Below are 26470 nucleotides of genomic sequence, written 5' to 3'. Positions count from 1 at the left end.
GCTTCGGCTGGGCGGGTCGGTCCGTTTGTGGCGCCGTGGTGGCGGGGTGGCCGCACCTTCGGCCCGTCCGCCGTGCCGCCCGTTCCGCTCGGCTGAGTCGGTAATCAGCCTCAGTTGGGTCGGCTGGCTGACTGCGTCGGGGGCGTCGGTGGTCGAAGCTGACCGGCGGGGGAAAGTCGGGCGGGGGGCCCGGCGCGGGAGGGGTGACCATGGCGGGCGAAGCCGGCTCGGGGGCGCTGCGCGAACTGATCCTGGTGGTCGCGGTCGCGCTCGCCGGGCTGTTGCTCGCCATGGTTGCGGCCTTCGCACCCTGGCATGCCACCCCGGCGGGTAACGCTCCCGCCGGTCTGGTGGAGCTGCACAGCCCCGGTGACCCGGGCTCCGGCCCGACGGTCGCACACGTGGGCTGAGCAGCGGCCGGCCCGACCGGTGCCGGCGGAGGGGCAGGCCCGGTCCGGATCGGTACGAGGTGTGGTCGGGTCGGCGGGGCACCGGCCCGACCACACCGCCCTGATCAGGAGGCTGTGGGGGCGCGGTCCGTCGAGTGATGGGTGAGCAGGTCGGCGAGGGTGGTGCTGTCGACCACGGTGGCGATCGCCCCGTGCACCGCCAGCCAGACGTCGGTCAGGCCGGCGGCCACCCCGTGATATCCGGCCCGCTCGGCGGGCAGCCCGCGGACCGTGGTCAGCGAGCCGCCGACCGCTCGGAGCACGTCGCCGACGGTGATCTCATCGGCCGGGCGGGTCAGCGCGTACCCACCGTCGCTGCCGCGATGGCTGAGCAGCAGGCCGGCTCGGCGCAGGTCGAGCAGGATGCCCTGGAGGAAGCTGAGCGGTATTCCCTGCACCTCGGCCAGACTGGCCGCCTTCACCAACTCGCCGCCACCGCCACCGTCACCCTCTCCGCCACCGCCCTCTCCGTCGCCGCCGACACTGGCGGCAGCGACGGCGAGCATCGCCCGGAGCGCGTAGTCGCTGCGCGCGGAGACGTACACGTCACTGACCAGCCTGGTCCAGCACGCCCCAGCGGCGTCGGATCGCCCGGTCCGCAGCACCGAACGCGGCGTCCACGACCAGGCCGAGCACCAGGATGACGATCATGGTGGAGAGCAGCCAGGGCGCGTCGGACAGCTCGCGGGAGTAGGTGAGCTGGGCGCCGAGCGAGGTCTGCGAGATGCCGACCACGATCAGCTCGCCGGCCATCAGGCTGCGCCAGGAGAACGCCCAGCCCTGCTTGAGCCCGGCGACGATCGCCGGCAGCGCGGCCGGTGCGATCACGTACCGGTAGAGGTTGAGCCCGCGCGCGCCCAGGTTGCGGCCCGCGCGCAGCAGCAGCGGCGGTACGTAGTCCACACCGGAGATCACCCCGTTGGCGATGGACGGTGCCGCACCGAGCACCACCACGAAGAAGATCGCCTTCTCACTCAGCTCGAACAGCAGGATGGCCAGCGGGAACCAGGCGATCGACGGCATGGTCTGCAACGCGGTGATCATCGAGCCGATGGCGGCCCGGAGCACCGTGGACCGGGCCACCGCCAGGCCCAGCAGCAGACCGACCGCGACCGAGAAGAGGTACCCGACGGCGGCCCGGCGCAGCGTGGTGAGCAGGCCCTCCCAGAGCTGTGGGCCCTGGGCCTGGGCCAGCAACTCGCGGCCGACGACCAGCGGCCCCGGCAGCGAGTACGGCGGCTTCCAGCCCGACCAGACCACCAACTGCCAGGCCGCGATGACGATGGCCAGCGCGGCCAGCTTGGGCCAGGTGGCCGCCCAGAGCCGGGTGGCCCGGGACGTCTCCTTGTCCCGGCCGGCGATCTCCAACGCGTCGAGGCCGGATATCTGCGCGTCGGTGCGCGCCGTGTTGGTGAGGGTGTCACTGGCCATGGCGGCCCACCTCCGTACGGAGCCGCTCGGTGACCTCGGCGGCGATGGCGGCGACGTCGGGGGAGTCGATCCGACGTGGACGCGGAATGTCCACTTCGGTGGAGTAGATGATCCGGCCGGGGCGGCTGGAGAGCAGGATGATCCGGTCGGCCAGCCGGGCGGCCTCCCGGACGTTGTGCGTCACGAAGAGCACCGAGAGCTTGCGCTCGGACCAGATCCGTTCGAGTTCGTCGTGCAGGATGTCCCGGGTCATCGCGTCCAGCGCGCCGAACGGCTCGTCCATCAGCAGCACCGGAGTGTCCAGGGCCAGCGTGCGGGCCAGTGCGACCCGCTGCCGCATCCCACCGGACAGCTCGTGCGGGCGCTTGCGACCGAAGTCGGACAGGTGCACCGTCCGCAGCAGTTCGGCCACCCGCTCACGGCGCTCGGCCCGGGGCAGCCCACGCAGCTTGAGCGGCACCTCCACGTTGGCCTCGACGGTCAGCCAGGGGAAGAGCGCCGGCTCCTGGAACATCAGCCCCGGGTTGGCGTCACCGGCCAGCCCGATCTGCCCGCCGCTGGGCCGGTCCAGCCCGGCGACCAGGTTGAGCAGGGTGCTCTTGCCGCAGCCGGAGGCGCCGACCAGGCAGACGAACTCACCCGGCGCCACGTCCAGCGACACGCCGTCCAGGGCCAGTACGGCGTTCGCCCCACGTCCGTACACCTTGGTCACGCCCGAGAGCGCGACCGCGGTGGTCGCGCTCCCGGGCGTCGTCGTGGTCGACGTCATGGCTGGACGACCTCGGGCTTGCCCTGCGCCTTGAGCGCGTTGTTGAGGTACGTGAGGTCGTACAGGCCCTTGAGGTCCACCGGGTCGGTCAGCTTGACCTCGACGGCGTGGTCGAGCCCGGTCTTCAGGGAGGAGGAGATCGGGTCGTTGGTGAACTCCAACGTCGGCCACGCCTGCTTGATCAGCTTCAGGTCCAGCGGCTTGCCGGTGATCTTCCCGATCGCGTCGGAGATGGCCTGCTGGGCCTCGTCCGGCTTGCTGTTGACGAACTCGTTCGCGGCCACCTGACCGTCGACCAGCTTCTGCACCACGTCCGGGTGCGCCTTGAGGAACTTGGTGCTGACCAGCAGGTTGGTGATGACGAACTTCCGGTCCGGCCACAGGTCGCGCTCGTCGACCAGCACCTTGCCGCCGGCGTTGATCAGCCGGGAGACGAAGGGTTCGGGCACCCAGGCACCGTCGATCGCGCCGCTGTTGAACGTCTCCACCGTCTGGGCGTTCTCCTGCGGCACGATCTTGACGTCGCCGCCGCCCTCCTTGGTGGTGGTGAGCCCGTGCTCCTTGAGCCAGTAGCGGATCGCCACGTCCTGGGTGTTGCCCAGCTGCGGGGTGGCGACCTTCTTGCCCTTCAGGTCCTGGGGACCGTTGATGCCGGGCTTGACCACCAGCGCCACGCCACCGGAGGCGGCGCCGGAGACGACCCGCACCGCCTCGCCCTTGGACTTGGAGAACGCGTTCACCGTCGGGTTCGGGCCGATGTAGGTGGCGTCCAGCGCCCCGGAGAAGACGGCCTCGATGGCGGCCGGGCCGGCGTTGAAGGTCTTCGGATCCAGCTTCACGTTGGCGCCGAGCTTCTCGGCGAAGATGCCCTTCTCGACGCCGACGACGGCCGGCGCGTGGGTGATGTTGGGGAAGTAGCCGAGTCGCAGCGTCACCGGGCCCGAGCTGCCGCCCGCGCCCTCGCTGTCGTCGCCGCACGCGGCGGTGGTGCCCAGGGTCGCCGCGCCGACCACGGCGAGGGTGGCCAGGGTGACCAACCGGCGCAGGGGGAGCCGTCTCATCGTCCATCCAATCCGCAGTATTCCTACTTAGTTGGTAGGAAGAGTGGGCCAGGCCGAGGTCAGCGTCAAGACCCATCCACATGCCGGGATGTCGGGTCTCAGATATGTCGGCATTTCCTACTGGCTTGCTAGGGTAAGTGCCACCTCGGCGACCGGTAGAGAGGCGACTCCGCGATGACCTTCCACTGGTTCCTGCCCACCTCCGGCGACGGCCATCAGGTCGGCGCCGCCACCGTCACAGCCGGTGCCGCCCAGCACGACCGGGCCGCCACCGTGGCGTACCTGGCCGAGGTCGGCCGGGCAGCCGAGGCGCACGGCTTCACCGCCGTGCTCACCCCGGTCGGCGCCGGCTGCCCCGACCCGTGGATCGTCTGCGCGGCGGTCGCCCAGCACACCGAGCGGCTCGGCATGCTGGTCGCGGTCCGGGCCGGCTTCGCGCTGCCGACGCTGATCGCCCAGCAGGCCGAGGCGTTCCAGGCCGTCTCGGGTGGCCGGCTGTCGCTCAATATCGTCACCGGCGGCGACCCCGCCGAACAGCGCGCGTACGGCGACTTCCTCGGGCACGACGACCGGTACGCGCGCACCGGCGAGTTCATCGAGGTGCTCCGCCGCGCCTGGGCCGGCCGGCCCTTCGACTACGACGGCGCGCACTACCGGGTCGACGGCGGCGGCCTGGCCAGCCCGCTGGCCGACCCGCCGCCGGTCTACTTCGGTGGTGCGTCCCCGGCCGCCGAGGCGGTGGCGGCCCGCCAGGCCGACGTGTACCTGATGTGGGGTGAGCCACCGGCGGCGATCGAGGCCCGGGCGACGCGGATCCGGGCGCTGGCAGCCGAGCGTGACCGCGTCCTGCGCACCGGGCTCCGGCTGCACGTCATCGCTCGGCCGACCAGCGCCGAAGCGTGGGCGGAGGCCGATCGGCTGCTGGCCGGGATGAGCCGCGAGAGGATCGCCGCCGCCCAGGCCCGGTTCCGTCGGATGGACTCCGTCGGTCAGGCCCGGATGGCCGCGCTGAACGCCGGCCGCACCGACGGGCTCACCGTCGCACCGAACCTCTGGGCCGGGGTCGGCCTGGTCCGCGAGGGCGCCGGCACCGCGCTGGTCGGCAGCTACGCCGAGGTCGCGGCCCGGATCGATGAGTACGCCGCGCTCGGCGTCGACGAGTTCGTCCTCTCCGGCTGGCCGCACCGGGAGGAGGCCGAGCGGGTCGGCGCCGAGGTGCTGCCCCTGGTGGCCCACCCGGTGGCGGCTGCTCCGCGGAGGTCGCCGGTAGCGGAGGTGCTGACGCGCTAGGGTCGATCCCGTGGCGGCGCGGAGATCCAGAATTCCAGCGACGAAGTATCCGGTCGAGCGGTTCACCCTCGACAACGGCCTGCGGGTGGTGCTGACCCCCGATCGCAGTGCCCCGGTGATCGGGGTGGCGGTGGTCTACGACGTCGGCATCCGTTCCGAACCGGAGGGGCGCACCGGCTTCGCCCACCTCTTCGAGCACCTGATGTTCCAGGGTTCGGAGAACCTGGAGAAGCTGGCCCACTTCCGGCACGTGCAGGGTGCCGGTGGCACCTTCAACGGCTCCACCCACCTGGACTACACCGACTACTTCGAGACGCTGCCGAGCAACGCGCTGGAGCGCGCGCTGTTCCTGGAGGCGGACCGGATGCGCGGCCCCCGACTGACCGAGGAGAACCTGCGCAACCAGGTCGACGTGGTCAAGGAGGAGATCCGGGTCAACGTGCTCAACCGGCCGTACGGTGGCTTCCCCTGGCTGACCCTGCCTCCGGTCATGTTCGACACCTTCCCCAACGCGCACGACGGCTACGGGTCCTTCGTCGACCTGGAGTCGGCGACCGTCGCCGACGCCGCGGACTTCTTCCGCCGCTACTACGCCAGCGGCAACGCGGTGCTCGCGGTCAGCGGCGACATCGACGTGGCCGAGGCGACCGAGCTGGTCACCCGGCACTTCGGCGACGTGCCGGCCCGTGCGGCTCCGCAGCGGTCCGACTTCACCGAGCCCGACCTGACCACCGAGCGGCGCACCTCGTACACCGACAAGCTGGCGCCGCTGCCGGCGGTGGCCGGTGCCTGGCGGGTGCCCGACCCGATCAGCGACTTCGCCGGCTACCTGCCGTACGTGGTGCTGGCCGAGGTGCTCACCGACGGCGACGCGTCGCGGCTGGTCGAGCGGTTGGTCCAGCGCGACCGCACGGTGACCAGCCTCGGTGGCTACCTCGGCTTCATGGGCGACCCGTTCGACGTGCGCGACCCGACGGCGCTGCTGCTCCAGGCGCACCTGCCGCCGGGCGGCGACGTGGACAAGGTGCTGCGCACCATGGACGAGGAGCTGGAGCGGCTGGCCACCGACGGGCTGACCGAGGGCGAGCTGGCCCGGACCCAGGCCCGGATGGCGACCCACCTGCTGCGGGACACCGACGCGGTGCTCGGCCGAGCGCTGCGGATGGCCGTCCTGGAACAGCAACGCGGCGAACCGGGTCTGCTCAACGACCTGCCCCGACTGGTCGGCGAGGTCACCGAGGAGCAGGTCCGGACCGCTGCGGCCACCCTGCGCCCGGAGCGCCGCGCAGCCGTCGAGGTCATCGCCGGAGGTGCTCGGTGAGCGCGATGAGTGAGCCGGTTTTGCGAGCCCCGCAGTCGCGATCGAAGGTGACTCAGTGACCACCACCGCTCCCGCCGGGCCGCGTACGCTGCCGCCGCTCGGCCCCACCCGCAAGCTCAAGGTGCCCAAGCAGGCCGAACGCACGCTGAGCAACGGCCTCACCGTGATCGCGGTACGCCGGCCCGCCGTGCCCCTGGTCGAGCTGCGGCTGTGGGTGCCGTTCGGTCGGGCCCACCTGGCCCGCGGCGCGATGCTCTCGCAGACCATGCTCTCCGGCACCGAGTCGATGACCAGCGTGCAGATCGCCGCCGAGCTGCAGAAGGTGGGCGGTGGGCTCTCCGCAGGCGTCGATCCGGACCGGCTGATGCTGTCCGGCGCCGGCCTGGTCACCGGCCTGGACCGGATGCTGGAGCTGTTGGCCGAGGTGCTGACCGGTGCCAGCTACCCGAGCGAAGAGGTGGCCACCGAGCGGGACCGTCTGGTCGACCGGATTCAGGTGGCGCAGAGCCAACCGGCGTTCCTGGCCCGGGAGGCGCTGCTGAAGCGGATCTACGGCCGGCACCCGTACGCCACGCAGACCCCGGAGCCCGGTCAGATCCGCGCCGTCCGGCCGGCTGCGCTGCGCAGCCTGCACTCCGAGCGGGTCCACCCGGCCGGCGCGCAACTGGTGGTGGTCGGCGACGTGCAGCCGGAGAAGGCCCTGGACGCGGCCGAGCGGGCGCTCGGCGGCTGGGCCGGCGCCGGGCGCACCGCCGAACTGCCGCCCACCCCGCCGCTGGAGCCGGGGCCGCTGCTGCTGGTGGACCGGCCCGGCTCGGTGCAGTCCTCGCTGCGGATCGCGCTGCCGGCCGTGTCGCGCACCCATCCCGACCACGCCCCGCTGCAACTGGCCAACCTGGTCTTCGGTGGCTACTTCTCCTCCCGCTGGGTGGAGAACATCCGTGAGGACAAGGGCTACACGTACGGGCCGCACTCGATGATCGAGCACTCGGTGGCCGGGTCGGTGCTGGTCGCCGCCGCCGAGGTGGCCACCGAGGTCACCGGCCCGGCGTTGCTGGAGACGACGTACGAGCTGGGCCGGCTGGCGTCGCTGCCGCCGAAACCCGAGGAGCTGGAGCAGGCGCGCCAGTACGCCCTCGGCACCCTCCAGCTCGGCATGTCCACCCAGGCCGGGCTGGCCGCGCTGACCAGCGCGTACGCCGGCAACGGGCTGCGCCTGGACTTTCTCGCCGAGTACGCGGCCCGGCTGGCGAAGGTGACCATCGACGACGTCGCCCGGGCGGCGGCCGACTATCTCGCGCCGGCCCGGGCTGCGGTCGTGGTGCTCGGCGACGCCGAGCGGGTCACCCCGGGGCTGGCCGCGCTGACCACGGTCCGGACCGAGCCGGTGCAGCAGTGAGCCGGGCGGCCGCGCCGGCGGGGGAGGGCGCGCCGTGAGTGGGGAGACGGAGCCACCGCTGGCCCGGTCCACGCTGGACCGGGCCGCCCATCGGCGGGGCGACTCGCTGTGGCTGACCGAGGCGTGGCTACGGGCCCGGGTGCTGCTGCTCGACTCGACCAACGAGGGGCGGACGCTGGCCCGTACCAACGGGTCGCCTCCGTCGCTGGTGCTGTTCGGGGCGGCCGACGTGCCGGTCGGGTCCGAGTCGGTGGCGATGTTCCTCGGTGTCGAGCCGGACGGGGTGCCGGTCTTCGCGGTCGACACGCCGCTGCCGGCGTTGCCGGGCACCCGGGCAGTCAACCTGCGCGAGGTGGGTCATCTGCTCGCCGACCGGGAGGCCGGCATCTTCACCACCGCGCTGGCGCTGGTCAACTGGCACACCCGGCACGGCTACTCGGCGGCCACCGGAGCGCCGACCGCGATGGACGAGGCCGGTTGGTCCCGGGTGGACCGCAACGGCGGGCGGGTCTGGCCGCGTACCGACCCGGCGATGATCGTGCTGGTGCACGACGGTGTCGACGGCCCGGACGGGCGCTGCCTGCTGGGCAACAACGCCGGCTGGCCGGGCACCCCGGGCGGTCGGCGCTACTCCTGCCTGGCCGGCTACGTCGAGCCGGGGGAGTCGGCGGAGGCAGCCGTGCTGCGCGAAGTCCGCGAGGAGGTGAGCATCGGGGTCGAGCGCATTCGGTACGTGGGTAGCCAGGCCTGGCCGTTCCCCGGCTCGCTGATGCTGGGCTTCCTGGCCACCGCCGACCCGGCCGACCCGGTGCGGGTCGACCCGTCCGAGATCGCGTACGCCCGGTGGTTCTCCCGTCGGGACATCGGGGCGGCGCTGGCCGGGCGGACCGTGGACGTGGGTGACGGGGCCCGGCTGATCCTGCCGCCGCCGTCGTCGATCGCGTTGTTCCTCATCCACCGTTGGCTGGACGGCTGGGTGGACGTCGACCAGTGAGCACGGTCCCGGCCCGTGGCCGTCGTTGCCGCGGCGGTCACGGGCCGGGAACACGGGCCGTCGTGGTCGGCTAGGGCGAGAAACGCGGCGGGGGAGCCGATCCGACCACGACGGACGTCTGGTTGGTCAGGTGCCGGTGCGACCCGGTCGGTGTCGGAAGGTGGGCCGGGGCTCGCCGAGGGGCACGACCTTGACCCGTTGCTTGCCTGCGCGGACCGCGCCGACCGTGGCCAGGGCTCGAGCCAGCAGCAGCGCCGCGTCCAGATCGTCGGCGTGTACGGTCTGCCGGCGCGGCTCTGGGGTGGTCGTCTCGTCGCGGAGTCGGTGGCCGTCGGCCCAGGCGGCGGCGATGTCCCCGTCAGCGACGGCGCGGATGTCGGTGCGAACTATCAGGAACCGCATAAGGGTCTCCGGATGAACCGCGACGGATGAGCCAGAATGGAAGTTCCACGTACTCGTCGGCCATGTTACGCCGCGTGTTCGTCTCGGCAACTGAAACGCACCTATTGGTCTCGAGCCTCGGCTGATCGGCGGATGGCTGGTCAGCGGGGTCGGCAGCCGGAAAAAGCGACAGGGCCGCCGGCAGTGCGCCGACGGCCCCGTCCGATCACCGGATCAGTTCAGATCGAACTGGCCCTTCTTCGCTCCGGAGATGAAGCCGAGCCATCCTGCCCGGTTGAACAGCAGCACCGGGCCGCCCCGGTCCTTGCTGTCGCGCAGCGCGACAGCCGACGGGCCGGTGCCCAGCGGGGCGACCTCCACACAGTTGGAGGTCTGGCTACGGGTGCTGGTACGCCACGGGGCATCCGCCAGGTCGAAGGCGGGAACGGACGGTGTGTTGCGGATGTCGTTCATGGTTCCACTCCTGATGTGAACCGCTCCGATGGGACGAGTGGTGCCGCACGCCCCGACGGAGGGTCCCCCGTGGATCACCGTTCCGTCAGCCGCCCCGAAGCCCGGCGGCGTTGGGTCGGCGCCGTTGCCGGCCCGAACGCCACTGTGGATGGGGGCGCCGCCTCGGCCAGCCTTCCCGTCGCCTCGATCAGCCAGGAGAGGGTGTCCGAGGCGTTCAGTGCCGCCGTGCATAGCCACTCGAACACTACTTTATAGCGATTTAGTGCGATTGCCTCGGTCGACATGACGTCGGTGAACCCCCCTTCGATGGCCAGCGTCTCCGGATCGAGCGGATCGGCGAACCGGTAGAGGGAGAACGCGGTTGGCGGAAGGTACCAATTACCGATTTGAGTGTCACGAAGCAACACGTGCAGCGTCACGTTGGGTAGCAGGGCCAGCTCGCAGAGTTGAAGCAGTTGCTCGTGCAGCACCTCGGGCGGCCCGGCCCGCCGGCCGAGGGCCGCCTCCTCCAACACCGCCGTGTAGCGCGGCGCGTCGGGCTCCCGGGTCAGCAGCGACTGGCGGGCCAGCCGCGCCTGCACCTCGGTCTCCGGCTCCTCGCCAGGCGTCGGCTCGCCGGCGCCCTCACCCACCTGACGGGCCGAGACGATCCGGACCTGGGCGTAACCGGGGGTCTGCAGTAGACCCGGCACCAGCACCGGGTTGTACTCGGAGATCTCGGCGCAGCCCGCCTCCAACTCGGCCCAGCTGCGCTGCTGCTGCGTCATCACCGGGAAGTTCTTCAACCAGCCCCGCATGTCACCGGCCTCGCCGGTGATCCCGAGCAGCTCCTCGTGCAGTGCCTCGTCGGCGCCGTAGAGGTCGAGCAGGTCGCCGACATCCTGTGGGTCCGGTCGGCTGCGGCCGTTTTCCAGACGGGACAGTTTGGACGCGGAGGCCCAGCCGATCCGCTCGATGACCTGATCGCCGGTGAGGCCCGCGGCCTCGCGCAGGCGGCGCAGCTCTACGCCCAACCGGCGACGACGCAGGATCGGGCTGGGTGCGGCAGGAGGCACAGTGTCCTCTTTCCCGTCGACCGCTGCAGACGCAACGGTAACTGTATGAGATTCGCCCCCCACGGTCAGTATGGAGGGCGCGGCCGGCGTCGGAGGTTCCGGCGGGGGCGTGTCTTGCAGAAAAAGACGACCACGGGTACGCCGAATCACGGCGGACCCGTGGTCGCGGCCCGTCGACCACGCCTACCCGAGCACGCCATCCCGCCGGAGGGACCCATGCGCACCGTCCTGCGCCGACCCGACTTCCGCCTGCTCTTTGGCGGCCTGCTGGCTAGCATGACCGCCGAGTCGATCCTGCTGCTCGCACTGGCCATCTGGGTCAAGGACCTGACCGGCTCCGACGGGCTCGCCGGCGCAACGATCTTCGCCGTCATCGCACCGATGACGCTGGCGCCGCTGGTCGGCTGGTTCGTCGACCGCTACCCGCGCCGGCCCTTCTTCGTGGCCGCGAACCTGGTCACCGCGGCGCTGCTCACCCCGTTGTTCATGGTCCGGGACGCGGGCGACGTCTGGCTCGTCTACCTGGTGGCGGCCCTGTACGGCCTGTCCCACATCACGCTCAGCGCGGCACTCAGCGGGCTGATCCGGCAGTTGGTGCCGGTGGAGTTGCTGGCCGAGGCGAACGGCGTGCTGCAGACCGTACGACAGGGGCTGCGGCTGATCGGCCCGCTGGCCGGCGCGGCGCTCTACGCGGCGATCGGCGGGTGGGCGCTGGCCGGAATCGGCATGGTCGGCTTCCTGACCGCGGCGGCGGTGGTGACCGCGCTGCCCACCCCGCACCCGGCGCCGCCGACCGTGCGGCTGCGCTGGCCGGCCGAGCTGGGTGCCGGGCTGCGACACCTGGCCGGTGAGCCGGCCCTGCGCCGGGCACTGCTCGGCTACGGACTCGGGTCGCTCGTGATGGGCTTCAGCGAGTCGCTCATCTTCGCCTACGTCGACCAAGGGCTGAACCGGGACGCCGCGTTCGTGGGCGTGCTGGTCACCGTGCAGGGCGTGGGTGGGCTGCTCGGTGGGCTGTGCTCGCCGGCGCTGATTCGCCGGTTCGGCGAGGTCGGCACGTTGGCCACCGGCGTTGCCCTGTTCGGGCCGGCCGCGCTCGCGCTCGCGTACCCCGATCTCCGGCTCGGGTTCGCGGCGGTGCTGCTGGCCGGCGTCTCGCTCCCGCTGACCATGGTGGGCCTGCACACGCTGATCCAGCGACGTACCCCGCCGGGGCTGGTCGGCCGGGTGGCCGCGGCCACCGACGCGGTGATCAGCGGGCCGCAGGCGTTCTCCATCGGCGCGGGCGCCCTGCTGGTCGGGTTCCTGGACTACCGGGCGCTGTTCGCGCTGATCGGGGTCGCCACCATGGCCGCTGGCGGCTACCTCTGGCAGGGCCGGCACCTGAGCGCGCCGCTCGGTGCCCGCCCGCCCACGCCGCCGAGCCGTCCGACGCTTCCGGCACCCCGGCGCGCGGCCGAGGACGCCGAGCGGCAGGTGGCCGGCACCCACCGACCGCCGGGGCGGTGACGGATACCGGACACGACGAGCGGCCGCCCCAGAGGGCGGCCGCTCGTCGAGGGTGAGCCGACCGGTCAGGCGGTGAGGGCCGCCAGGTGCTGCTTGACCTGGTTGATCGAGGGGTTGGTCAGGGCGCTGCCGTCGGCGAAGCGCAGCGTCGGCACCGTCTGGTTGCCGCCGTTGACGCTCATCACGAAGTCCGCGGCCTTCGGGTCCTGCTCGATGTCGACCACCTCGTACCCGATGCCTTCCCGGTCGAGCTGCGACTTCAGCCGGTGGCAGTAGCCGCACCAGGGGGTGGAATACATCGTCAGCATGGTCGGATCCTCCAACTCCTTCGGCCGGCGGCTTGCGGATCAAGCCGAGGCTGTTCGCTGCAACGTCCGGGGTAGCTGAGATGATTCCTGGTTGTGGTGGTTCACTCAGCGTCGGAACGCGTGCTCGCCGGGCTGGACCCTGAGCAACGCTCCGCGGTGACCGCGCCCGCCGGGCCGGTCTGCATCCTGGCCGGCGCCGGCACCGGTAAGACCCGCGCGATCACCTCCCGGATCGCCCACCGGGCGCTCTCCGGCGAGATCTCCCCCCGGCACGTGCTCGCGGTCACCTTCACCGCCCGGGCCGCCGCCGAGCTGCGGAGTCGTCTCACGGTGCTCGGGGTGGGCGGTGTCCAGGCGCGCACGTTCCACGCCGCCGCACTGCGCCAGGTGCGCTACTTCGCCCCCCGGCTGTTGGCCGGCCGGGCCATGCCTGAGCTGCTGGACAGCAAGGTGCGCCTGGTCACCCTCGCCGCCGCCCGGGTCGGCCTGCGGACCGACCGGGCCGCCGCACGGGACCTGGCCGGCGAGATCGAGTGGGCCAAGTCGTCGCTGGTCGAGCCGGGGGAATACGTGGTGGCGGCGGCCCGGGCGCTGCGCGACACCCCGCATGAGCCGACGAAGGTGGCCGACGTGTTCACCGCGTACGAGCAGCTCAAGCGCTCCAACGGGGTGATCGACTTCGAGGACATGCTGCGCGCCGCCGTGTGGGGCATCGAGGAGCACCGGGACGTCGGCGAGCAGGTCCGCAGCCAGTACCGGCACTTCGTGGTCGACGAGTACCAGGACGTCAACCCGCTCCAGCAGCGGTTGCTGGACGCCTGGCTGGGCGGCCGGGACGACCTGACCGTGGTCGGCGACGCCAGCCAGACGATCTACTCCTTCACCGGGGCGACCTCCGGATACCTGGTCGACTTCCCGCGCCGGCATCGGGGAGCCACCGTGGTCCGGCTGGTCCGCGACTACCGCTCCACCCCGCAGGTGGTCGGCCTGGCCAACGCGGTGATCTCCCAAGCCCGGGGCACCGAGGCACGGCTGCGCCTGGAGCTGAGCGGGCAGCGCCCGGCCGGTCCCGAGCCGGACCTGCGGATCTTCACCGACGAGCCGGCCGAGGCGACCGCGGTGGCCACCCGCTGCCGGACGTTGATCGACTCGGGCACGCCGGCGAAGGAGATCGCCGTGCTGTTCCGGACCAACGCGCAGTCCGAGGCGTACGAGAAGGCGCTCACCGAGGCCGAGGTGCCGTACGTGGTGCAGGGCGCGGAGCGGTTCTTCGAACGGACCGAGGTACGCCAGGCGATGGTCGCGTTGCGCGCCGCCACCCGGTCGATCCCGGGGGAGACGCCGCTCCCGACCGCCGTCGTCGAGGCGCTCACCGCGGTCGGCTGGGCCCCGGACGCACCCCCGGCCGGCGGCGCCGCCCGCGAGCGGTGGGAGGCGCTGGCCGCGCTGGTCCAGCTGGCCGAGGAGTACGCGGCCACCCCCGAGGTGCTGCCGATCGGCGATGCGGCCTCGGTGGAGCGCGCGGTCACCCTGACCGACTTCACCGAGGAGCTGGCCCGCCGGGCCACCCAGCAGCACGTGCCGACGGTGGACGGGGTGACGCTGGCTTCGCTGCACTCGGCCAAGGGGCTGGAGTGGGACGCGGTCTTCCTGGTCGGCCTCGCTGAGGGCACCCTGCCCACCACGTACGCCAAGACCGTCGAGCAGGTCGAGGAGGAGCGTCGGCTGCTCTACGTCGGGATCACCCGCGCCCGGCAGTGGCTCTGGTTGTCGTACGCCGCCGCACGCTCGCCGGGCGGACGGGCCCGGCGGCCGTCGCGGTTCCTCCCCCAACTGGACCGCTCCGGTGGGACCGAGCGGGCCGTCGCCAGCACCGGTCCGGCCCGCCGCACCGAGCGGCGTCGCACCCAGATCGTCTCCTGCCGGATCTGCGGCGCCACCCTGCTCGCCGGCCCGGATCGGAAGCTGGGGCGCTGCCCCACCTGCCCGTCCGATATCGACGATGAGCTGCACGAACGGCTGCGCGAGTGGCGTCAGCGGGTGGCCGGGGCGCAGAAGGTGCCGGCGTACGTGATCTTCACGGACGCCACGCTGACCGCGCTGGCCGAGCGGAGGCCCGGCCGGCCGGAGGAGTTGATCGCCATCGCTGGTATCGGCCCCCGCAAGTTGGGCCTCTATGGGGAGTCGGTGCTGGCGCTGGTGGGGGGCGCGGGGGTGGACGATGTCTGCCCGGAGAAAACTTTCGAAATCTCGTCGTAAATTCGTTTGCCCTCGCCCCGGCGCGAGGAATAGCCTCAGAACACACCACGCGAGCGGCGCCATTCCGGCTGCTCACGGGGGGTTGGTCCAGTCGATCCGAGGAACGTTGAGGGAGGTGGCACCCGTGAAGATCTTCACCTATGAGCGTCTGGCGGCGATGCCAGCTGTCCACGCTCCGCTGTCGGCTGTCCGGGTGGCCCTTGTGGCTGCACGACCGTCGGTTCCGCAGGTGCACCAGGTTCAGGCCGAGCTGAACCTGACCGTTGCACCCACCGGAGTCGAGGGGACCAGTGGCTTCACGGGCATGGGCATTCAGGGCGCCAAGAAGCGCATGGATGTCCGCGGCGTTCCACCTCGAGGTAGACCGGTCTGACCATCAGACACCGGCTCACTTCGAGGCCGCGGAACCCGCATACCGGGATCCGCGGCCTCAGTTTTTTGCCCTGCCGAAGTACGTCGGAATGCGATCCACGAGATCGAAGTGAGAGAGAGGTGACCGGGCGATGAGTCTGGCGTTGGCCCCCCTCGACGTGAGCGTCGAGATGGAGGCGAACCTGCCCTGCCGGAAGTTCGACCCCGACCTGTGGTTCTCCGACTCGCCTGCCGAGCTCGAGCTGGCCAAGTCGCTCTGCGGGGACTGCCCGCTGCGCGTCGAGTGCCTGGCCGGAGCGGTGGAGCGAGCGGAGCCGTGGGGCGTCTGGGGCGGCGAGATCTTCGAGCGTGGCGCGGTCGTCCCGCGCAAGCGGCCCCGTGGCCGTCCGCGCAAGGAGGACGTCGCCCGTGACGCCGAGCTCCGGGTCGAGGCCGAGGCGCGCCTGGCGGCCAGTGGGCTGTCCGAGGTGCGTGGCGCGGTCCGGCTGGCAGCCTGACATGTTCCCGATCCGTCCCAACTACGCCGGTGTCACACCGGCAGCGAGTGAGAAAACGATGTTGCACGTACCGACTGGAGCCTTTGAGATGCAACTACTCCACGAAGCGTTGTCCAGGGCTCGAATGCGGCGGCCTCAGGCCGGTCGTACCACCACGAGCACTGAGGCAACCCGATCCGCCCGTACCGTCGCCATGAACAGCCGTAACCAGTCGGCGCGCGACCTGGGCGTTCTCTAGTACCACCCCACGCAGAAGGGCGGGTGCCACCGGCACCCGCCCTTCCTGGCGTCAACGGTGTGTTCAGGCGACGGGGGCGAAGCCCGGCAGCCAGCGCTCCAGGATGCTCCGGTACGGGGCCTTCGCCTCCAACTGGCAGAGCACCCCGATCGACCCGAGCGTCACCCGGTGGATGAGCAGGTACGACGGCGGCAGGTTGAGCTGCCGGCTCAGCTGGTAGGTGGGGGAGCGGGGGCTTGCCAGTCGGGCCGCCTCGGCCCGCAGCCACGCCCGGGTGAAGCGGAACCCGTCGGCGGCGATGGGCTCCAGCATCGGCCGAAGGAAGTCGAGCACCCCCTCGGCGTCGATCTCCGCCGTGGGGCTGATGAACCCCTCTGACCGCAGCCCGGCCACGACCCCGTCGGCGTCGCTGCGCAGGGCCAGCGCGGCGATGCGACCGATCGGCTCCGGTGTGCCCTCAGGCATCCGAGCCACCGCACCGAAGTCGATCACCCCGAGCCGGCCGTCGGGCAGCAGCCGGAAGTTGCCCGGGTGCGGGTCGGCGTGCAGAAGGCCGGCCCGCTGCGGCGCGGAGAGGTGCAGGGTGGCCATCAGCCGGCCAGCCTCGTCCCGCCGCTCCTCGGTGCCCTCCCGGATGATGTCGGCCAGCGGCGTGCCCGTCACCCACTCGGTGACCAGCACCCGGGGCGACGTGGAGACCACCGCCGGGATGTAGATCTCCGGGTCGTCGGCGTACGCGGCGGCGAAGGTGCGCTGCGACTCGGCCTCCAGCTCGTAGTCCAGTTCCTCGGTGATCCGCTCGCGCAGCTCAGCCAGGAGCGGCTTGACGTCCAGGCCGGGCTGGATGGCCCGGAACATCCCGCCCAGCCGGGAGAGCTGCTTGAGGTCGGCGAGCAGCGCGTCACCGGCGCCCGGGTACTGGATCTTGACTGCCACGTCGCGGCTGTTCGGTTCGCCCGCCGGGCCGTACCCCGGCTCGCGCCACCGCGCCCGGTGCACCTGCCCGATGCTGGCCGCTGCGGCCGGGGTGTCGTTGAACTCGACGAACCGGTCCCGCCAGTCCGGGCCGAGCTGCTCGGTCAGCACCTTGTGCACGCTGGCGACGGGGAGTGGCGGTGCGGCCTCCTGGAGCTTGGTCAGGGCCTGGCGGTAGGGGGCGGCGATCTCCTCCGGCAGGGCCGCCTCGAAGACCGACAGCGCCTGGCCGAACTTCATCGCGCCGCCCTTGAGCTGGCCCAACACGCTGAACAGCTGCTCGGCGGTGCGCTGCTGGATCTCCGCGGAGATCACGTCGGAGGCGAGCCCGGTGACGCGCTTACCCATGCCGAGGACGGTCCGACCGGCGAAGCCGAGCGGCAGAGCGGCGAGCTTGGCGGTCCGGGACACGGCCCGGCGCGGGATGTCGGTCACACGGTCATTGTTACCGACCGGAGGGCTCCGTTGCTGCTCTGCGGCTGGGCTGGTGCCCACGCCCGCTCCGCGAGCACCCGCACGCGGGATGTGGCGGCCAGCCCCGGCGGCGGAGGCGGCCGGCGCCGATGATCTCCATGGCACCGCCCAGCGTCTCCGGACTGCCGCCGTCGAGCTGCGCCAGCGCTTCGGCCAGCGCGTACCCGGTGGCCGCGAGGAGCGTGCCGGCCGCGCCGGCCGCCATCGGCTCGGCGGCAGCGAGTTGGGCGGCGAGCCGTGGCCAGGCCGGGTCGCGGTCGGCCCGGTGCAGCTCGACGCAGTGCAGGCAGGGCCCGGCGGGCGGGCGGACCAGCGGCCCGATGACCGGTACGCCCTCGCGCACGGTGACCAGCAGGTGCGGCTGGCGGCGCTGGGCGAGACCGGCGGCGAGCAGCGCGGGCGGACGGTCCGTGCCGAGCTGGATCACCAGGTCGAAGCGGGTCGGCCGGCCCGGGTGGGTGCCGGTCCCCGGCGCGATTCGGTTGACCGCGGCCCGTACCGCCGGCGCCAACGGCTGGCCCAGCTCGCTGGCGGGGATGCCGGTGCCGACCAGGTCGACGGGGCGTACCGGGCCGGTGAGGTGCGGGATCACCTGCCCGATGCCGGACTGCGCCAGCGCCACCGCCAGCGACCCGCCGAGCGCCCCGGCGCCGGTGAGCAGCACCCGGGCGGCCAGCCGCTGGCGGAGGACCTGCGCGGGGGTGCCGGGCAGCCGGGCCGCGGCCAGGGCCAGCGCGGCGGCCTCCGCGGCGAGCCGGGCCCGGACCGGGCCGGCCAGGTCGCGGGGGAGCAGATTGTGTGCGGGCACCAGCAGGCCCGCCGCGCGCAGGGCGTCGAGCAGGCTGTACGCCTCGTCGGTGGAGACCTGGGTGGCGACTGGGTGCGCCAGCACGGCGCGTTCGCTGCGGGTGCCGTCCAGCAGGTCGAGTAGACGGGCAGCGCGCGGGTTCGCCAGCTCCAGCAGGACGGCGGGCCCCGGGCCGATGCCGAGCTGGAGGGTGTGCCGGTCCCGCCAGAGCCGGCTGAGGCCGGGCAGCAGCGTGGGGCGGGGCAGCGCGGTACGGCTCATGATGACGAATCGTGACCGCGTCCGTGCGCTCGGTCGATCGTTGTCCACAGGTGGCCGGGCCGCTGTCCAGCGCTGTCCACAGGATTTGCCCGGTTATCCACAACCTGCCGGTAACGGTGTCGGTCACCCGACAGACCGTCGATGACCGGGTGGCCGCACTGCGGTGATCACCGTCCGATACGGCAACGGGGGCGGGGTGGCCGTCGCTGGCCACCCCGCCCCCGTCCACCCGTACGGGTCAGACCTTGGCCTTGCCGAGGATGCGGTTCACTGTTGTGCCGCAAACCGGACACTTGCCCTTGGCCATGTTCATCCCGGTCTTCGAGACCTCGACGTGCCCCTCGAAGTCCCGCTTCTCCTTGCACTTCACGCAGTAACCGTTGTAGGTCGTCTGGGCCTGGTCGGCCACGGTGCCCTCCTCGTCTCGTCCGCCGGTCAATACCGTCCCGGCGGGGTGCCCGGCGGCGGGCCACAGGGGGCGCCGGCGCTGGGTCTCACTCCGCAGCCACCATCGTGACCGCTGGTCCGCGGACCCTACCCAGGTCTGGGCGGTTCCATGTCAGCTGTGCATCGACACTGTGAGCTAGTCGACGTCGAGAGTGTGCATGGCGAATTAGGTCTGATAAGTCAGTTTGGCGGGGACACGCCGGCCAAACCCTCTCAGCCACCCGTGCGGGTGGCCCCGCGGAGGCGCGAGCGGGGGTGATCACCTACGGTGGAGGGGAGCCGCGCAGCGCCGCCATCGGTGTTCACGAAGGGTGACGAGATGGCCTGGCGGCAACCCGACCAAGAAATTTTCGGGACGCCGGGCGACCAATCGCCATTTTCTGGGCGCGTGTCGTGCGGTTGACTCTTGCGGACCCCTGGTCAGTACGCATTAGCTTTCCTTCGTGACACGTAGCCGAGGCTGCGCGGGCCAGTGATGGCGGGGACGCGCAAGCCGGTCGTCGAGGTGCGGCGCAGCCAGCGCCGACGACGTACGGTGTCTGCGTACCGTGACGGTGAGCGGGTCGTCGTCCTCATCCCGGACCAGTTCTCCCGGGCCGAGGAGAGCGAGTGGGTCGACCGGATGCTGGCCCGGCTCGCGGCCAGGGAGGGTCGGCTGGCCCGCTCCGACGACGAGCTGTTGGCCCGGGCCACCCGGCTGATCGATCTCTACCTCGTCGGGTACGGCGCGAAGGCGGTGCCGGCGAGCGTCCGGTGGGTCACCAACCAGAACGGCCGGTGGGGCTCCTGCACCCCCGCCGACCGCAGCATCCGGATCTCCCATCGGGTGCAGGACATGCCCGAGTGGGTCATCGACTACGTGCTGCTGCACGAGCTTGCCCATCTCATCGTGCCCAGCCACAACGCCCGGTTCTGGGCGCTGGTCGGCCGCTACCCCAAGGCGGAACGAGCCCGTGGCTACCTCGAAGGCGTCGCCGCCGCCTCCTGCGCCCCGCTCCCCACCTGATCCCCCGCCCTGATCGCCCCGCCCTGATGGGCTGGCTGGCCTCCGGCGCCCTAGATCGACTCCATGTCCGCGATATCGCGCTGTCCGCGCTCCAGGACACCCCACCATCGCCGATATGGAGTCGATCATGGGGGGAGCGCCGCGCCGGGCCGCGCCGGGCCGCGCCGGGCCGCGCCGGGCCGCGCCGGGCCGCGCCGGGCCGCGCCGGGCCGCGCCAGGCGAGGCCCTGCCCGGGCGACGCCGGGCCGGGCCGGGCTGGGCCGCGTCGGGGGCGCTAGGGTCGGGGGATGGCGCGGCGGGTGGTGGTGGCGTTGCTGGGGCCGGTGCACTGGTCGCCGCCCGGCGTTGACCGGGAGGACTGGCGCGCGGCGCTCGCCGAGGACGTCGTCGACCTGTTCGCCACGCTCAACGAGGTGGAGGTCGCGGTCGCGGTGACCCCGGCCGACCGTGCTCTGGCGGACGCGCTGGTCTGGCCCGGCACCGCCGTGTACGAGGTGCCCGAGCCAACGCCGAACGCGGTGTTCGCCGCGCTGGAGGGCTGCTACGACCAGGCGGCGGTGCTCGCCAGCGACGTACCCGACCTGCCCGCGCTGACCGTCGGCAAGCTGCTGCGCCCGCTCACCACCCGGCCGGTGGCGGTCGCTCCGGTGGAGGGCGGCGGACCGGGCCTGCTCGGGGTGGCCGTACGGCTGCCCGTGCCGGGTTGGCTGCCTCCGCTGGATCTGGAGACCGCGAGCCCGGCCGACGCGCGGGCCGGTGCCCCTCGACCGCAGGACGTGGCGGTCACCGCCGGCTGGCGCCGGCTGCGCGGCCCGGCCGACCTGGCCACCCTGGACCCGGCCTTCGAGGGCTGGGAGGCCACCCGCGCTCTGCTCTCGGGCTCGGGCCGCCCTGCCTGACCGGTCAACCAGCCTGCCGAGTCAACCAGCCTGACCGGCCGCCAGAAGCCTGGTGCCGGGTGCCCGCGGTGATCTGCGGGCACCCATCGCCGTCGTCAGGGCTTGGCGTCGCCGTCGGTCTCGCCGTCGGTGTCGTCGGGCTGGCCCGGGGCCTTCTCCTCCACCCCGCCGGGCGCGGTGAAGTCGAAGTTGTCCAACTCGCTCAGGTCCATGTCGTTCATTGCGAACGCGACCGGGTCGGCGAAGTCGTCGTCCGACGGGAGCAGGTCCGGGTGGCCCCAGACGGCGTCCCGACCGGCGATGCCGCGGTGCTCGGTGAGCGCGGCCCAGAGCGCCGCCGCCTCGCGCAGCCGGCGCGGGCGCAGCTCCAGGCCGACCAGCGCGGCGAAGGTCTGCTCGGCGGGACCGCCGGCGGCCCGGCGACGGCGGAACGCCTCACCCAGTCGGACGACGTTGGGCAGTCGGTCGCTGGCGGCGCTGTCCACCACGTGGCACACCCAGCCCTCGACCAGGGCCAGCGCGGTCTCCAGCCGGGCCAGCGAGGCCTTCTGGGCCGGGCTGTCCTCCGGCGTGAAGATGCCCTCCAGGGCGATCGCCTGCATCGACTCCGGGTCGGTCGGGTCGACCCGGCCCATCGCCTCCTCGATCGCCTCCCGGTTGACCCGGATGCCCGCGGCGTACATCTCGACCGCGCTGAGCACGTGCCCGCGCAACCACGGGACGTGCTGGAACAGCCGCTGGTGGGCGGCCTCGCGCAGCGCCACGTAGAGGCGTACCTCGTCCTCGGGAAGCTCCAGGCCCTCGCCGTACGCCCGGATGTTGGCCGGGATCAGCGCGGCCGTGCCGGCCGGGCCGAGCGGTAGCCCGATGTCGCCGGCGGAGAGCACCTCCGCGGCGAGCGAGCCGAGCGCCTGGCCCAACTGGCCGCCGAAGAGCGCGCCACCGAGGGTGGCCACCATCGACTGCATCGGGCCGAGCTGGGCGCGCGCCTCCGGCGGCACCAGGTCGCCCATCGCGCCGACCATCCGGCTGGCCACCGGGTCACAGAGCTTGCGCCAGACGTCGAGCGTCTTGAAGATCCACTCGTTCCGGTTCCACGCCACCGGGGACTGGATGCCGGAGGGCCACGCCGAGGCGGGTTCGAGCCACAGGTCAGCGAGGCGCAGGGCCTCCTCGACCGCGTTGCGCTCGTACGGCGACACCGCCGGGTCGCCGGCAGCCGCCAGTTGGCTGGCCGCCACCTGCCGGGCCAGGTCCCAGTTGACCGGCCCGCTGCCCGGCGCGGAGAGCAGGTGCTGCAACTGCGACATGAACTGCTGCATCTGCGCGGGATCGTTGGGGTCTGGTGGTTGCCCACCCGGGAGCGCGAAACCGAACGGAATATCAGGCACGACGTCTACGGTACGCGCGCCGCGCCCCAGGTCGCCGCCGCTGGCGTTGCGCTGAGGGCGAAGTCGTGCGCGCATCCGGCAGCCGCGCTCTGGGCGGTCGGTACTCTCTGCCGCATGAGACGTCGTGGCCTGACGGTCCTGCTCGGTGCCCTGTTCACCGCCCTGCTGAGCATCGGGGTGCTCCGGGTGCCGATCCCGTACGTGGTGCTCGGCCCGGGCCCGACGGTCAACACCCTCGGCACGGCCGACGGCAAGGAAATCATCCAGATCTCCGGGCGGGAGACGTCGACCTCCGCCGGCCAGCTCCGGCTGACCACGGTGGGGGTGCAGCCCACGGTGCGGCTCCGGGCCGCGATCGCCGGCTGGTTCTCCGACGACGAGGCGGTGGTGCCGCGGGAGCTGGTCTACCCGCCGGGGGAGTCGACGGAGCAGGTCGAGCAGCGCAACGCGGAGGACTTCCAGGCGTCGGAGACCAGCGCTGAGACCGCCGCACTGCGCGAACTGGGCTTCCCGGTGCAGGTAGTGGTCAAGACGGTGGCCGCGGACGGCCCGTCCGCCGGGGAGCTCAAGGTCGGCGACGTGGTCACCTCGGTCGACGGCCAGCCGGTGCCGGTGGCCACGAAGCTCACCGAGCTGATCCGGGCCAAGCCGGCCGGCACGGCCCTGGCCATCGGCTACACCCGTGACGGTGTGCCGGCCACCGCGACGGTGACCAGCCGCGAGCAGGACGGCCGGCCGCGGATCGGCGTCGAGATCGACCAGCAGCAGCCGCACCCGTTCACGCTCGACATCGACCTGGAGGACATCGGCGGGCCGAGCGCCGGCCTGATGTTCGCCCTGGGCATCATCGACAAGCTGACCCCGGCCGACCTCACCGGCGGCAAGGTCATCGCCGGCACGGGCACCATAGACGACGAGGGCGCGGTCGGCCCGATCGGCGGGATCGCCCAGAAACTGGTCGGCGCGAAGCGCGCCGGGGCCAAGGCATTCCTGGTACCGGCCGACAACTGTGCCGAGGCGGTCCGCAATCCGCAGCCCGATCTGCCGCTGCTGCGGGTGGGCTCATTGGACGAAGCATTGACCGCGCTGGAGACGCTGCGCGCGGGGGGCCAGCCGACCCGCTGCTGACTCGTGTGACCGTGCCCCGCCACGTTCAGGAACACCCCGTACTCTGGGTGCCTGGTCGGAGCCGATCATATTCGAGCGTGCGGAGCCAACAGTGGTAATGCGTAGCAGCAGCCCCCTTCCGAGGATGAGCCGGCGCGGACGCGTCACCATCGCCGTGCTGGTCGGGGTGTTCGTGCTCTTCACCCTGCTCGGGTGGGGTGTTCAGGCGTGGACGGACTGGCTCTGGTTCGACGAGGTCCGCTACACCGAGGTCTTCACCGGTGTGCTGGTCACCCGGCTGCTGCTCTTCCTCGCCGTCGGCCTCGGCATGGCGCTGATCGTCGGCGGCAACCTGTGGCTGGCCCACCGGCTGCGCCCGCGGCTGCGTCCGCACTCGGTCGAGCAGGCGACCCTGGAGCGCTACCGGATGGCGCTCAGCCCGCGCCTCGGCACCTGGATCGCGCTGACCGCCGCCGTGGTGGGGCTCTTCGCCGGTCTCTCCGCGCAGAGCCGGTGGAACCAGTGGCTGCTCTTCCGCAACGGCGGCGACTTCGGGATCAAGGACCCGGAGTTCGGCGTGGACATCGGCTTCTACGTCTTCCAGTTGCCGTTCTGGCGGTACCTGCTCGGGGTCGCCTTCACCGCCGTGGTGCTGGCCGTGATCGGCGCGCTGGCGGTGCACTACCTCTTCGGCGGCGTCCGCCTCCAGGGCGTCGGGGACCGGATGAGCAACGCGGCCCGGGCCCACCTGAGCAGCCTGGTCGCGGTCTTCGTGCTGCTCAAGGCCATTGCGTACGTGCTGGACCGGCGCGCGATGCTGCTGGAGTACAACGAGGGCGCCAAGCTGTACGGCGCGGGCTACGCCGATGTCAACGCGTTGCTGCCGGCGAAGGAGATCCTGGCCTACATCTCCATCGTCGTGGCGATCGCGATCATCGTGTTCTCCAACGCCTGGATGCGGAACCTGGTCTGGCCGGGCATCTCGCTGGCCCTGCTCGGCGTCTCCGCGGTGGCCATCGGCGGCATCTACCCCTGGGCGGTGCAGACCTTCGAGGTCAAGCCGAGCGCCAAGGACAAGGAAGCGCCGTACATCCAGCGCAGCATCGACGCGACCCGGGCGGCGTTCGGGCTGGCGGCCACCGAGACCACCCCGTACGCGGCGAGCAACCTCACCCCGCCGGCCAACCTGGCCACCGACACCTCGGTGGTGTCGAACGTGCGGCTGCTCGACCCGCAGCTGGTCAGCGAGACGTACACCCAGCTCCAGCAGGTGCGTGGCTTCTACGACTTCGGCCCCAAGCTGGACATCGACCGGTACGGGGTGAACGGCAAGACCTCCGACTACGTGGTCGGCGTCCGGGAGATCAACTACGGCGAGCTGACCGACCAGCAGAACACCTGGATCAACCGGCACACCGTCTACACCCACGGGTACGGGCTGGTGGCCGCCCCGGCCAACCAGGTGGTCTGCGGCGGGCAGCCGTTCTTCGTCTCCGGCTTCCTCGGCGAGAAGGCCCAGGAGGCGTGCTCCTCGCAGACCGAGCAGATCCCGGCGAAGCAGCCGCGCATCTACTACGGCGAGCGGATGGCCGCCGACGACTACGCGATCGTCGGCCAGGCCGACCCGAACAAGAAGGCCGAGTTCGACCGGCCGGTCGGTGAGGGTGGCGGCGAGTCCTACACCTACACCGGTGAGGGCGGCGTGGAGATCGGTTCCTTCCCGCGGCGACTGCTGTACGCCATCAAGGAGCAGGAGTCGAACTTCCTGCTCTCCGAGGCGGTCAACAAGGACTCCAAGCTGCTCTACGTGCGCAACCCGCGGGACCGGGTGGAGAAGGTCGCGCCGTTCCTCACCCTGGACGGCGACCCGTACCCGGCGGTGGTCGACGGCCGCGTGCAGTGGATCGTCGACGGCTACACGACGGCGGCGACCTACCCGTACGCCGAGCGGGTCAACCTGCAGACCGAGACCACCGACGAGTTGACCAACCGGGGCACCTTCCAGCTGGCCCGGGAGAACGTCAACTACATGCGCAACTCGGTGAAGGCCACGGTCGACGCGTACGACGGCACCGTGAAGCTCTACGAGTACGACGACACCGATCCGGTGCTCAAGGCGTGGAACAAGGCGTTCGGCGGTGACCTGGTGCTGCCGAAGGAAGAGATCCCGGTCGAGCTGACCGAGCACCTGCGCTACCCGGCGGACATGTTCAAGGTGCAGCGCAACCTGCTCACCAAGTTCCACGTGACCAACCCGGGCGACTTCTACTCCGCGCAGGACTTCTGGCAGGTGCCGAACGTGCCGGACGCGCCGGACAGCGGCCAGAAGCAGCCCCCGTACTACCTGTTCACGCAGTTCCCAGGGCAGCAGGAGGGCCCGCGGTTCCAGCTCACCTCCGCGGTCACCCCGAACGGCCGGCAGAACCTCGCCGCGCTGATCTCCGGGTCGTACGTCGACGGGAAGCCCCGGCTGGAGGTGCTGGAGCTACCGGACCAGACCCGGATCTCCGGCCCGGTGCAGGTGCACCAGCAGATGACGAACAACGCCAACATCCGCCAGCAGCTCAACCTGCTCTCCAGCAACCAGGCGCAGGTGCAGTACGGCAACCTGCTCTCGCTGCCGTTCGCCGACGGCATGCTCTACGTCGAGCCGGTCTACGTGAAGAGCAACCAGCAGGACGCGTACCCGCTGTTGCAGAAGGTGCTGCTCTCGTACGGCGACGGCGGCTCGTTCGTGGCGCTCGCCGACAACATCAACGACGGCATCAAGCAACTGGTCGACCAGGGCAAGCGGGCCGGACAGGGCGCGCCGCCACCCCCGACCACCGGTGGCAACCCGACGACACCGACGCCGGCACCGACGCAGACGCCGGCACCGACGCCGAGCGCCGGCACCGGCACTCCGCCGCCGACCGGCGAGCTGGCCACCGCCGCGGATCGGGTGCAGGCCGCCATCACCGAGGTCCGCGCCGCGCAGACCTCCGGTGACTTCGAGCGGTACGGTCGCGCGCTGAAGGCGCTGGACGAGGCGCTCACCGCCTTCCAGCAGGCGCAGCAGGCGGCCAACCCGGCCGGTACGCCCACCGGTGGTCCGGCGCCGAGCGTCAGCCCGACCGGCTGACCCGCACTACCCGGAGCACCCTTTTCGGAGCCCTCGGCGTCGGACCCATCCGGTCCTGACGCCGGGGGCTCCGCCGTACCCGCAGCCGGTCCCGTTGTCGCCTCTCCGACAGGGTCCGACCGGCCCGCAACCTGCGGCACCGGTTCGCCGTCCTCACTGCAACGGGGTGCGGAC

Annotated in this window: 25 protein-coding genes; 13 read left to right on the top strand and 12 right to left on the bottom strand. The window is 72.0% G+C overall.

Features of this window, described 5'->3' with window-relative positions; all coding sequences use genetic code 11:
• Positions 1–209 precede the first annotated feature (209 nt).
• Complete coding sequence (locus ACFY29_RS17945) at positions 210–410, top strand: hypothetical protein (protein ID WP_121652693.1); 201 nt, start codon at positions 210–212, stop codon at positions 408–410.
• 104 nt (positions 411–514) lie between these two features.
• On the opposite strand, the gene ACFY29_RS17940 is transcribed toward ACFY29_RS17945, so the two are convergent.
• Genes ACFY29_RS17940 through ACFY29_RS17925 form a run of 4 tightly spaced genes read right to left on the bottom strand, consistent with a single transcriptional unit; the run spans position 515 to position 3710 of the window.
• Entirely contained in the window at positions 515–994 is a 480-nt protein-coding gene (locus ACFY29_RS17940; protein ID WP_355614590.1) for an Rrf2 family transcriptional regulator, read from the bottom strand.
• Between the two features lies 1 nt (position 995).
• Positions 996–1880 (bottom strand): ABC transporter permease, encoded by an 885-nt coding sequence (locus tag ACFY29_RS17935; protein WP_328420113.1) that lies wholly within the window; start codon positions 1878–1880, stop codon positions 996–998.
• On the bottom strand, positions 1870–2649 hold the full coding sequence (locus ACFY29_RS17930) for an ABC transporter ATP-binding protein (protein WP_328420111.1): 780 nt from the start codon (positions 2647–2649) through the stop codon (positions 1870–1872). Before ACFY29_RS17930 ends, ACFY29_RS17935 begins: the two co-directional genes overlap by 11 nt.
• A complete protein-coding gene (locus tag ACFY29_RS17925; protein ID WP_355614584.1) occupies positions 2646–3710 on the bottom strand; it encodes an ABC transporter substrate-binding protein in 1065 nt (354 codons plus the stop codon). The genes ACFY29_RS17930 and ACFY29_RS17925 overlap by 4 nt, the downstream gene beginning before the upstream one ends.
• 174 nt (positions 3711–3884) lie before the next feature.
• On the opposite strand from ACFY29_RS17925, the gene ACFY29_RS17920 reads away from it, so the two are divergent.
• Genes ACFY29_RS17920 through nudC form a run of 4 tightly spaced genes read left to right on the top strand, consistent with a single transcriptional unit; the run spans position 3885 to position 8714 of the window.
• Complete coding sequence (locus tag ACFY29_RS17920) at positions 3885–5000, top strand: LLM class flavin-dependent oxidoreductase (RefSeq protein WP_386987442.1); 1116 nt, start codon at positions 3885–3887, stop codon at positions 4998–5000.
• A gap of 10 nt (positions 5001–5010) precedes the next feature.
• Positions 5011–6321, top strand: coding sequence for a M16 family metallopeptidase (locus ACFY29_RS17915; RefSeq protein ID WP_386987439.1), 1311 nt, complete (start codon positions 5011–5013; stop codon positions 6319–6321).
• Positions 6322–6376: 55 nt separating this feature from the next.
• Positions 6377–7720 carry a M16 family metallopeptidase gene (locus ACFY29_RS17910; RefSeq protein WP_386987437.1) on the top strand — a complete coding sequence of 448 codons (1344 nt, stop codon included), beginning with the start codon at positions 6377–6379 and terminating at the stop codon, positions 7718–7720.
• 34 nt (positions 7721–7754) lie between these two features.
• A complete protein-coding gene (gene nudC, locus ACFY29_RS17905) occupies positions 7755–8714 on the top strand; it encodes an NAD(+) diphosphatase (RefSeq protein WP_386987434.1) in 960 nt (319 codons plus the stop codon).
• 126 nt (positions 8715–8840) lie between these two features.
• On the opposite strand, the gene ACFY29_RS17900 is transcribed toward nudC, so the two are convergent.
• The 3 genes from ACFY29_RS17900 to ACFY29_RS17890 all read right to left on the bottom strand — a co-directional run bounded on the left by ACFY29_RS17900 (position 8841) and on the right by ACFY29_RS17890 (position 10624).
• On the bottom strand, positions 8841–9116 hold the full coding sequence (locus ACFY29_RS17900; protein WP_386987431.1) for a hypothetical protein: 276 nt from the start codon (positions 9114–9116) through the stop codon (positions 8841–8843).
• Positions 9117–9329: 213 nt separating this feature from the next.
• A complete protein-coding gene (locus ACFY29_RS17895; RefSeq protein WP_328420100.1) occupies positions 9330–9569 on the bottom strand; it encodes a DUF397 domain-containing protein in 240 nt (79 codons plus the stop codon).
• Between the two features lie 74 nt (positions 9570–9643).
• On the bottom strand, positions 9644–10624 hold the full coding sequence (locus ACFY29_RS17890; protein ID WP_386987427.1) for a helix-turn-helix domain-containing protein: 981 nt from the start codon (positions 10622–10624) through the stop codon (positions 9644–9646).
• Positions 10625–10840: 216 nt separating this feature from the next.
• Between ACFY29_RS17890 and ACFY29_RS17885 the strand changes: the two genes are divergently transcribed.
• The gene (locus tag ACFY29_RS17885) at positions 10841–12133 is read left to right on the top strand and encodes an MFS transporter (RefSeq protein ID WP_386987424.1); all 1293 of its coding nucleotides are present in this window, start codon (positions 10841–10843) and stop codon (positions 12131–12133) included.
• Between the two features lie 65 nt (positions 12134–12198).
• On the opposite strand, the gene ACFY29_RS17880 is transcribed toward ACFY29_RS17885, so the two are convergent.
• Complete coding sequence (locus tag ACFY29_RS17880) at positions 12199–12441, bottom strand: mycoredoxin (protein ID WP_328420097.1); 243 nt, start codon at positions 12439–12441, stop codon at positions 12199–12201.
• A gap of 93 nt (positions 12442–12534) precedes the next feature.
• Between ACFY29_RS17880 and ACFY29_RS17875 the strand changes: the two genes are divergently transcribed.
• The 3 genes from ACFY29_RS17875 (at position 12535) to ACFY29_RS17865 (ending at position 15569) form a co-directional block, all read left to right on the top strand.
• Positions 12535–14700: an ATP-dependent DNA helicase UvrD2 gene (locus ACFY29_RS17875; protein WP_386987421.1), complete on the top strand. Its 2166-nt coding sequence runs from the start codon at positions 12535–12537 to the stop codon at positions 14698–14700.
• Positions 14701–14824: 124 nt separating this feature from the next.
• Positions 14825–15073 carry a hypothetical protein gene (locus ACFY29_RS17870; protein ID WP_328420095.1) on the top strand — a complete coding sequence of 83 codons (249 nt, stop codon included), beginning with the start codon at positions 14825–14827 and terminating at the stop codon, positions 15071–15073.
• Positions 15074–15203: 130 nt separating this feature from the next.
• The gene (locus tag ACFY29_RS17865) at positions 15204–15569 is read left to right on the top strand and encodes a WhiB family transcriptional regulator (protein WP_328420094.1); all 366 of its coding nucleotides are present in this window, start codon (positions 15204–15206) and stop codon (positions 15567–15569) included.
• A gap of 301 nt (positions 15570–15870) precedes the next feature.
• Here ACFY29_RS17865 and ACFY29_RS17860 read toward each other — a convergent pair whose 3' ends face one another.
• The 3 genes from ACFY29_RS17860 to ACFY29_RS17850 form a co-directional block, all read right to left on the bottom strand.
• Positions 15871–17217 (bottom strand): AarF/ABC1/UbiB kinase family protein, encoded by a 1347-nt coding sequence (locus ACFY29_RS17860; RefSeq protein WP_328420092.1) that lies wholly within the window; start codon positions 17215–17217, stop codon positions 15871–15873.
• Positions 17218–17227: 10 nt separating this feature from the next.
• Positions 17228–18325 carry a TOMM precursor leader peptide-binding protein gene (locus ACFY29_RS17855; protein ID WP_386987416.1) on the bottom strand — a complete coding sequence of 366 codons (1098 nt, stop codon included), beginning with the start codon at positions 18323–18325 and terminating at the stop codon, positions 17228–17230.
• A gap of 238 nt (positions 18326–18563) precedes the next feature.
• Positions 18564–18734, bottom strand: coding sequence for a DUF5679 domain-containing protein (locus ACFY29_RS17850; protein WP_167457767.1), 171 nt, complete (start codon positions 18732–18734; stop codon positions 18564–18566).
• A 513-nt stretch (positions 18735–19247) separates the two neighbouring features.
• Between ACFY29_RS17850 and ACFY29_RS17845 the strand changes: the two genes are divergently transcribed.
• The gene (locus tag ACFY29_RS17845) at positions 19248–19778 is read left to right on the top strand and encodes a M48 family metallopeptidase (protein ID WP_328420088.1); all 531 of its coding nucleotides are present in this window, start codon (positions 19248–19250) and stop codon (positions 19776–19778) included.
• Positions 19779–20065: 287 nt separating this feature from the next.
• On the top strand, positions 20066–20677 hold the full coding sequence (locus ACFY29_RS17840; RefSeq protein WP_386987413.1) for a hypothetical protein: 612 nt from the start codon (positions 20066–20068) through the stop codon (positions 20675–20677).
• 95 nt (positions 20678–20772) lie between these two features.
• Here the strand turns inward: ACFY29_RS17840 and ACFY29_RS17835 are convergent, their stop codons facing one another.
• Positions 20773–22068 carry a zinc-dependent metalloprotease gene (locus ACFY29_RS17835; RefSeq protein ID WP_386987410.1) on the bottom strand — a complete coding sequence of 432 codons (1296 nt, stop codon included), beginning with the start codon at positions 22066–22068 and terminating at the stop codon, positions 20773–20775.
• A gap of 114 nt (positions 22069–22182) precedes the next feature.
• Between ACFY29_RS17835 and ACFY29_RS17830 the strand changes: the two genes are divergently transcribed.
• The gene (locus ACFY29_RS17830; protein WP_355613671.1) at positions 22183–23196 is read left to right on the top strand and encodes a PDZ domain-containing protein; all 1014 of its coding nucleotides are present in this window, start codon (positions 22183–22185) and stop codon (positions 23194–23196) included.
• A gap of 97 nt (positions 23197–23293) precedes the next feature.
• Positions 23294–26296, top strand: coding sequence for a UPF0182 family protein (locus tag ACFY29_RS17825; RefSeq protein ID WP_386987407.1), 3003 nt, complete (start codon positions 23294–23296; stop codon positions 26294–26296).
• Positions 26297–26470: the final 174 nt, after the last annotated feature.

This window comes from Micromonospora sp. NPDC000668, from assembly GCF_042897975.1.
Taxonomy (GTDB): domain Bacteria; phylum Actinomycetota; class Actinomycetes; order Mycobacteriales; family Micromonosporaceae; genus Micromonospora.
The sequence above is the reverse complement of the archived record's forward strand: the minus strand, read 5'-3'. Positions and strand labels throughout refer to the sequence as shown.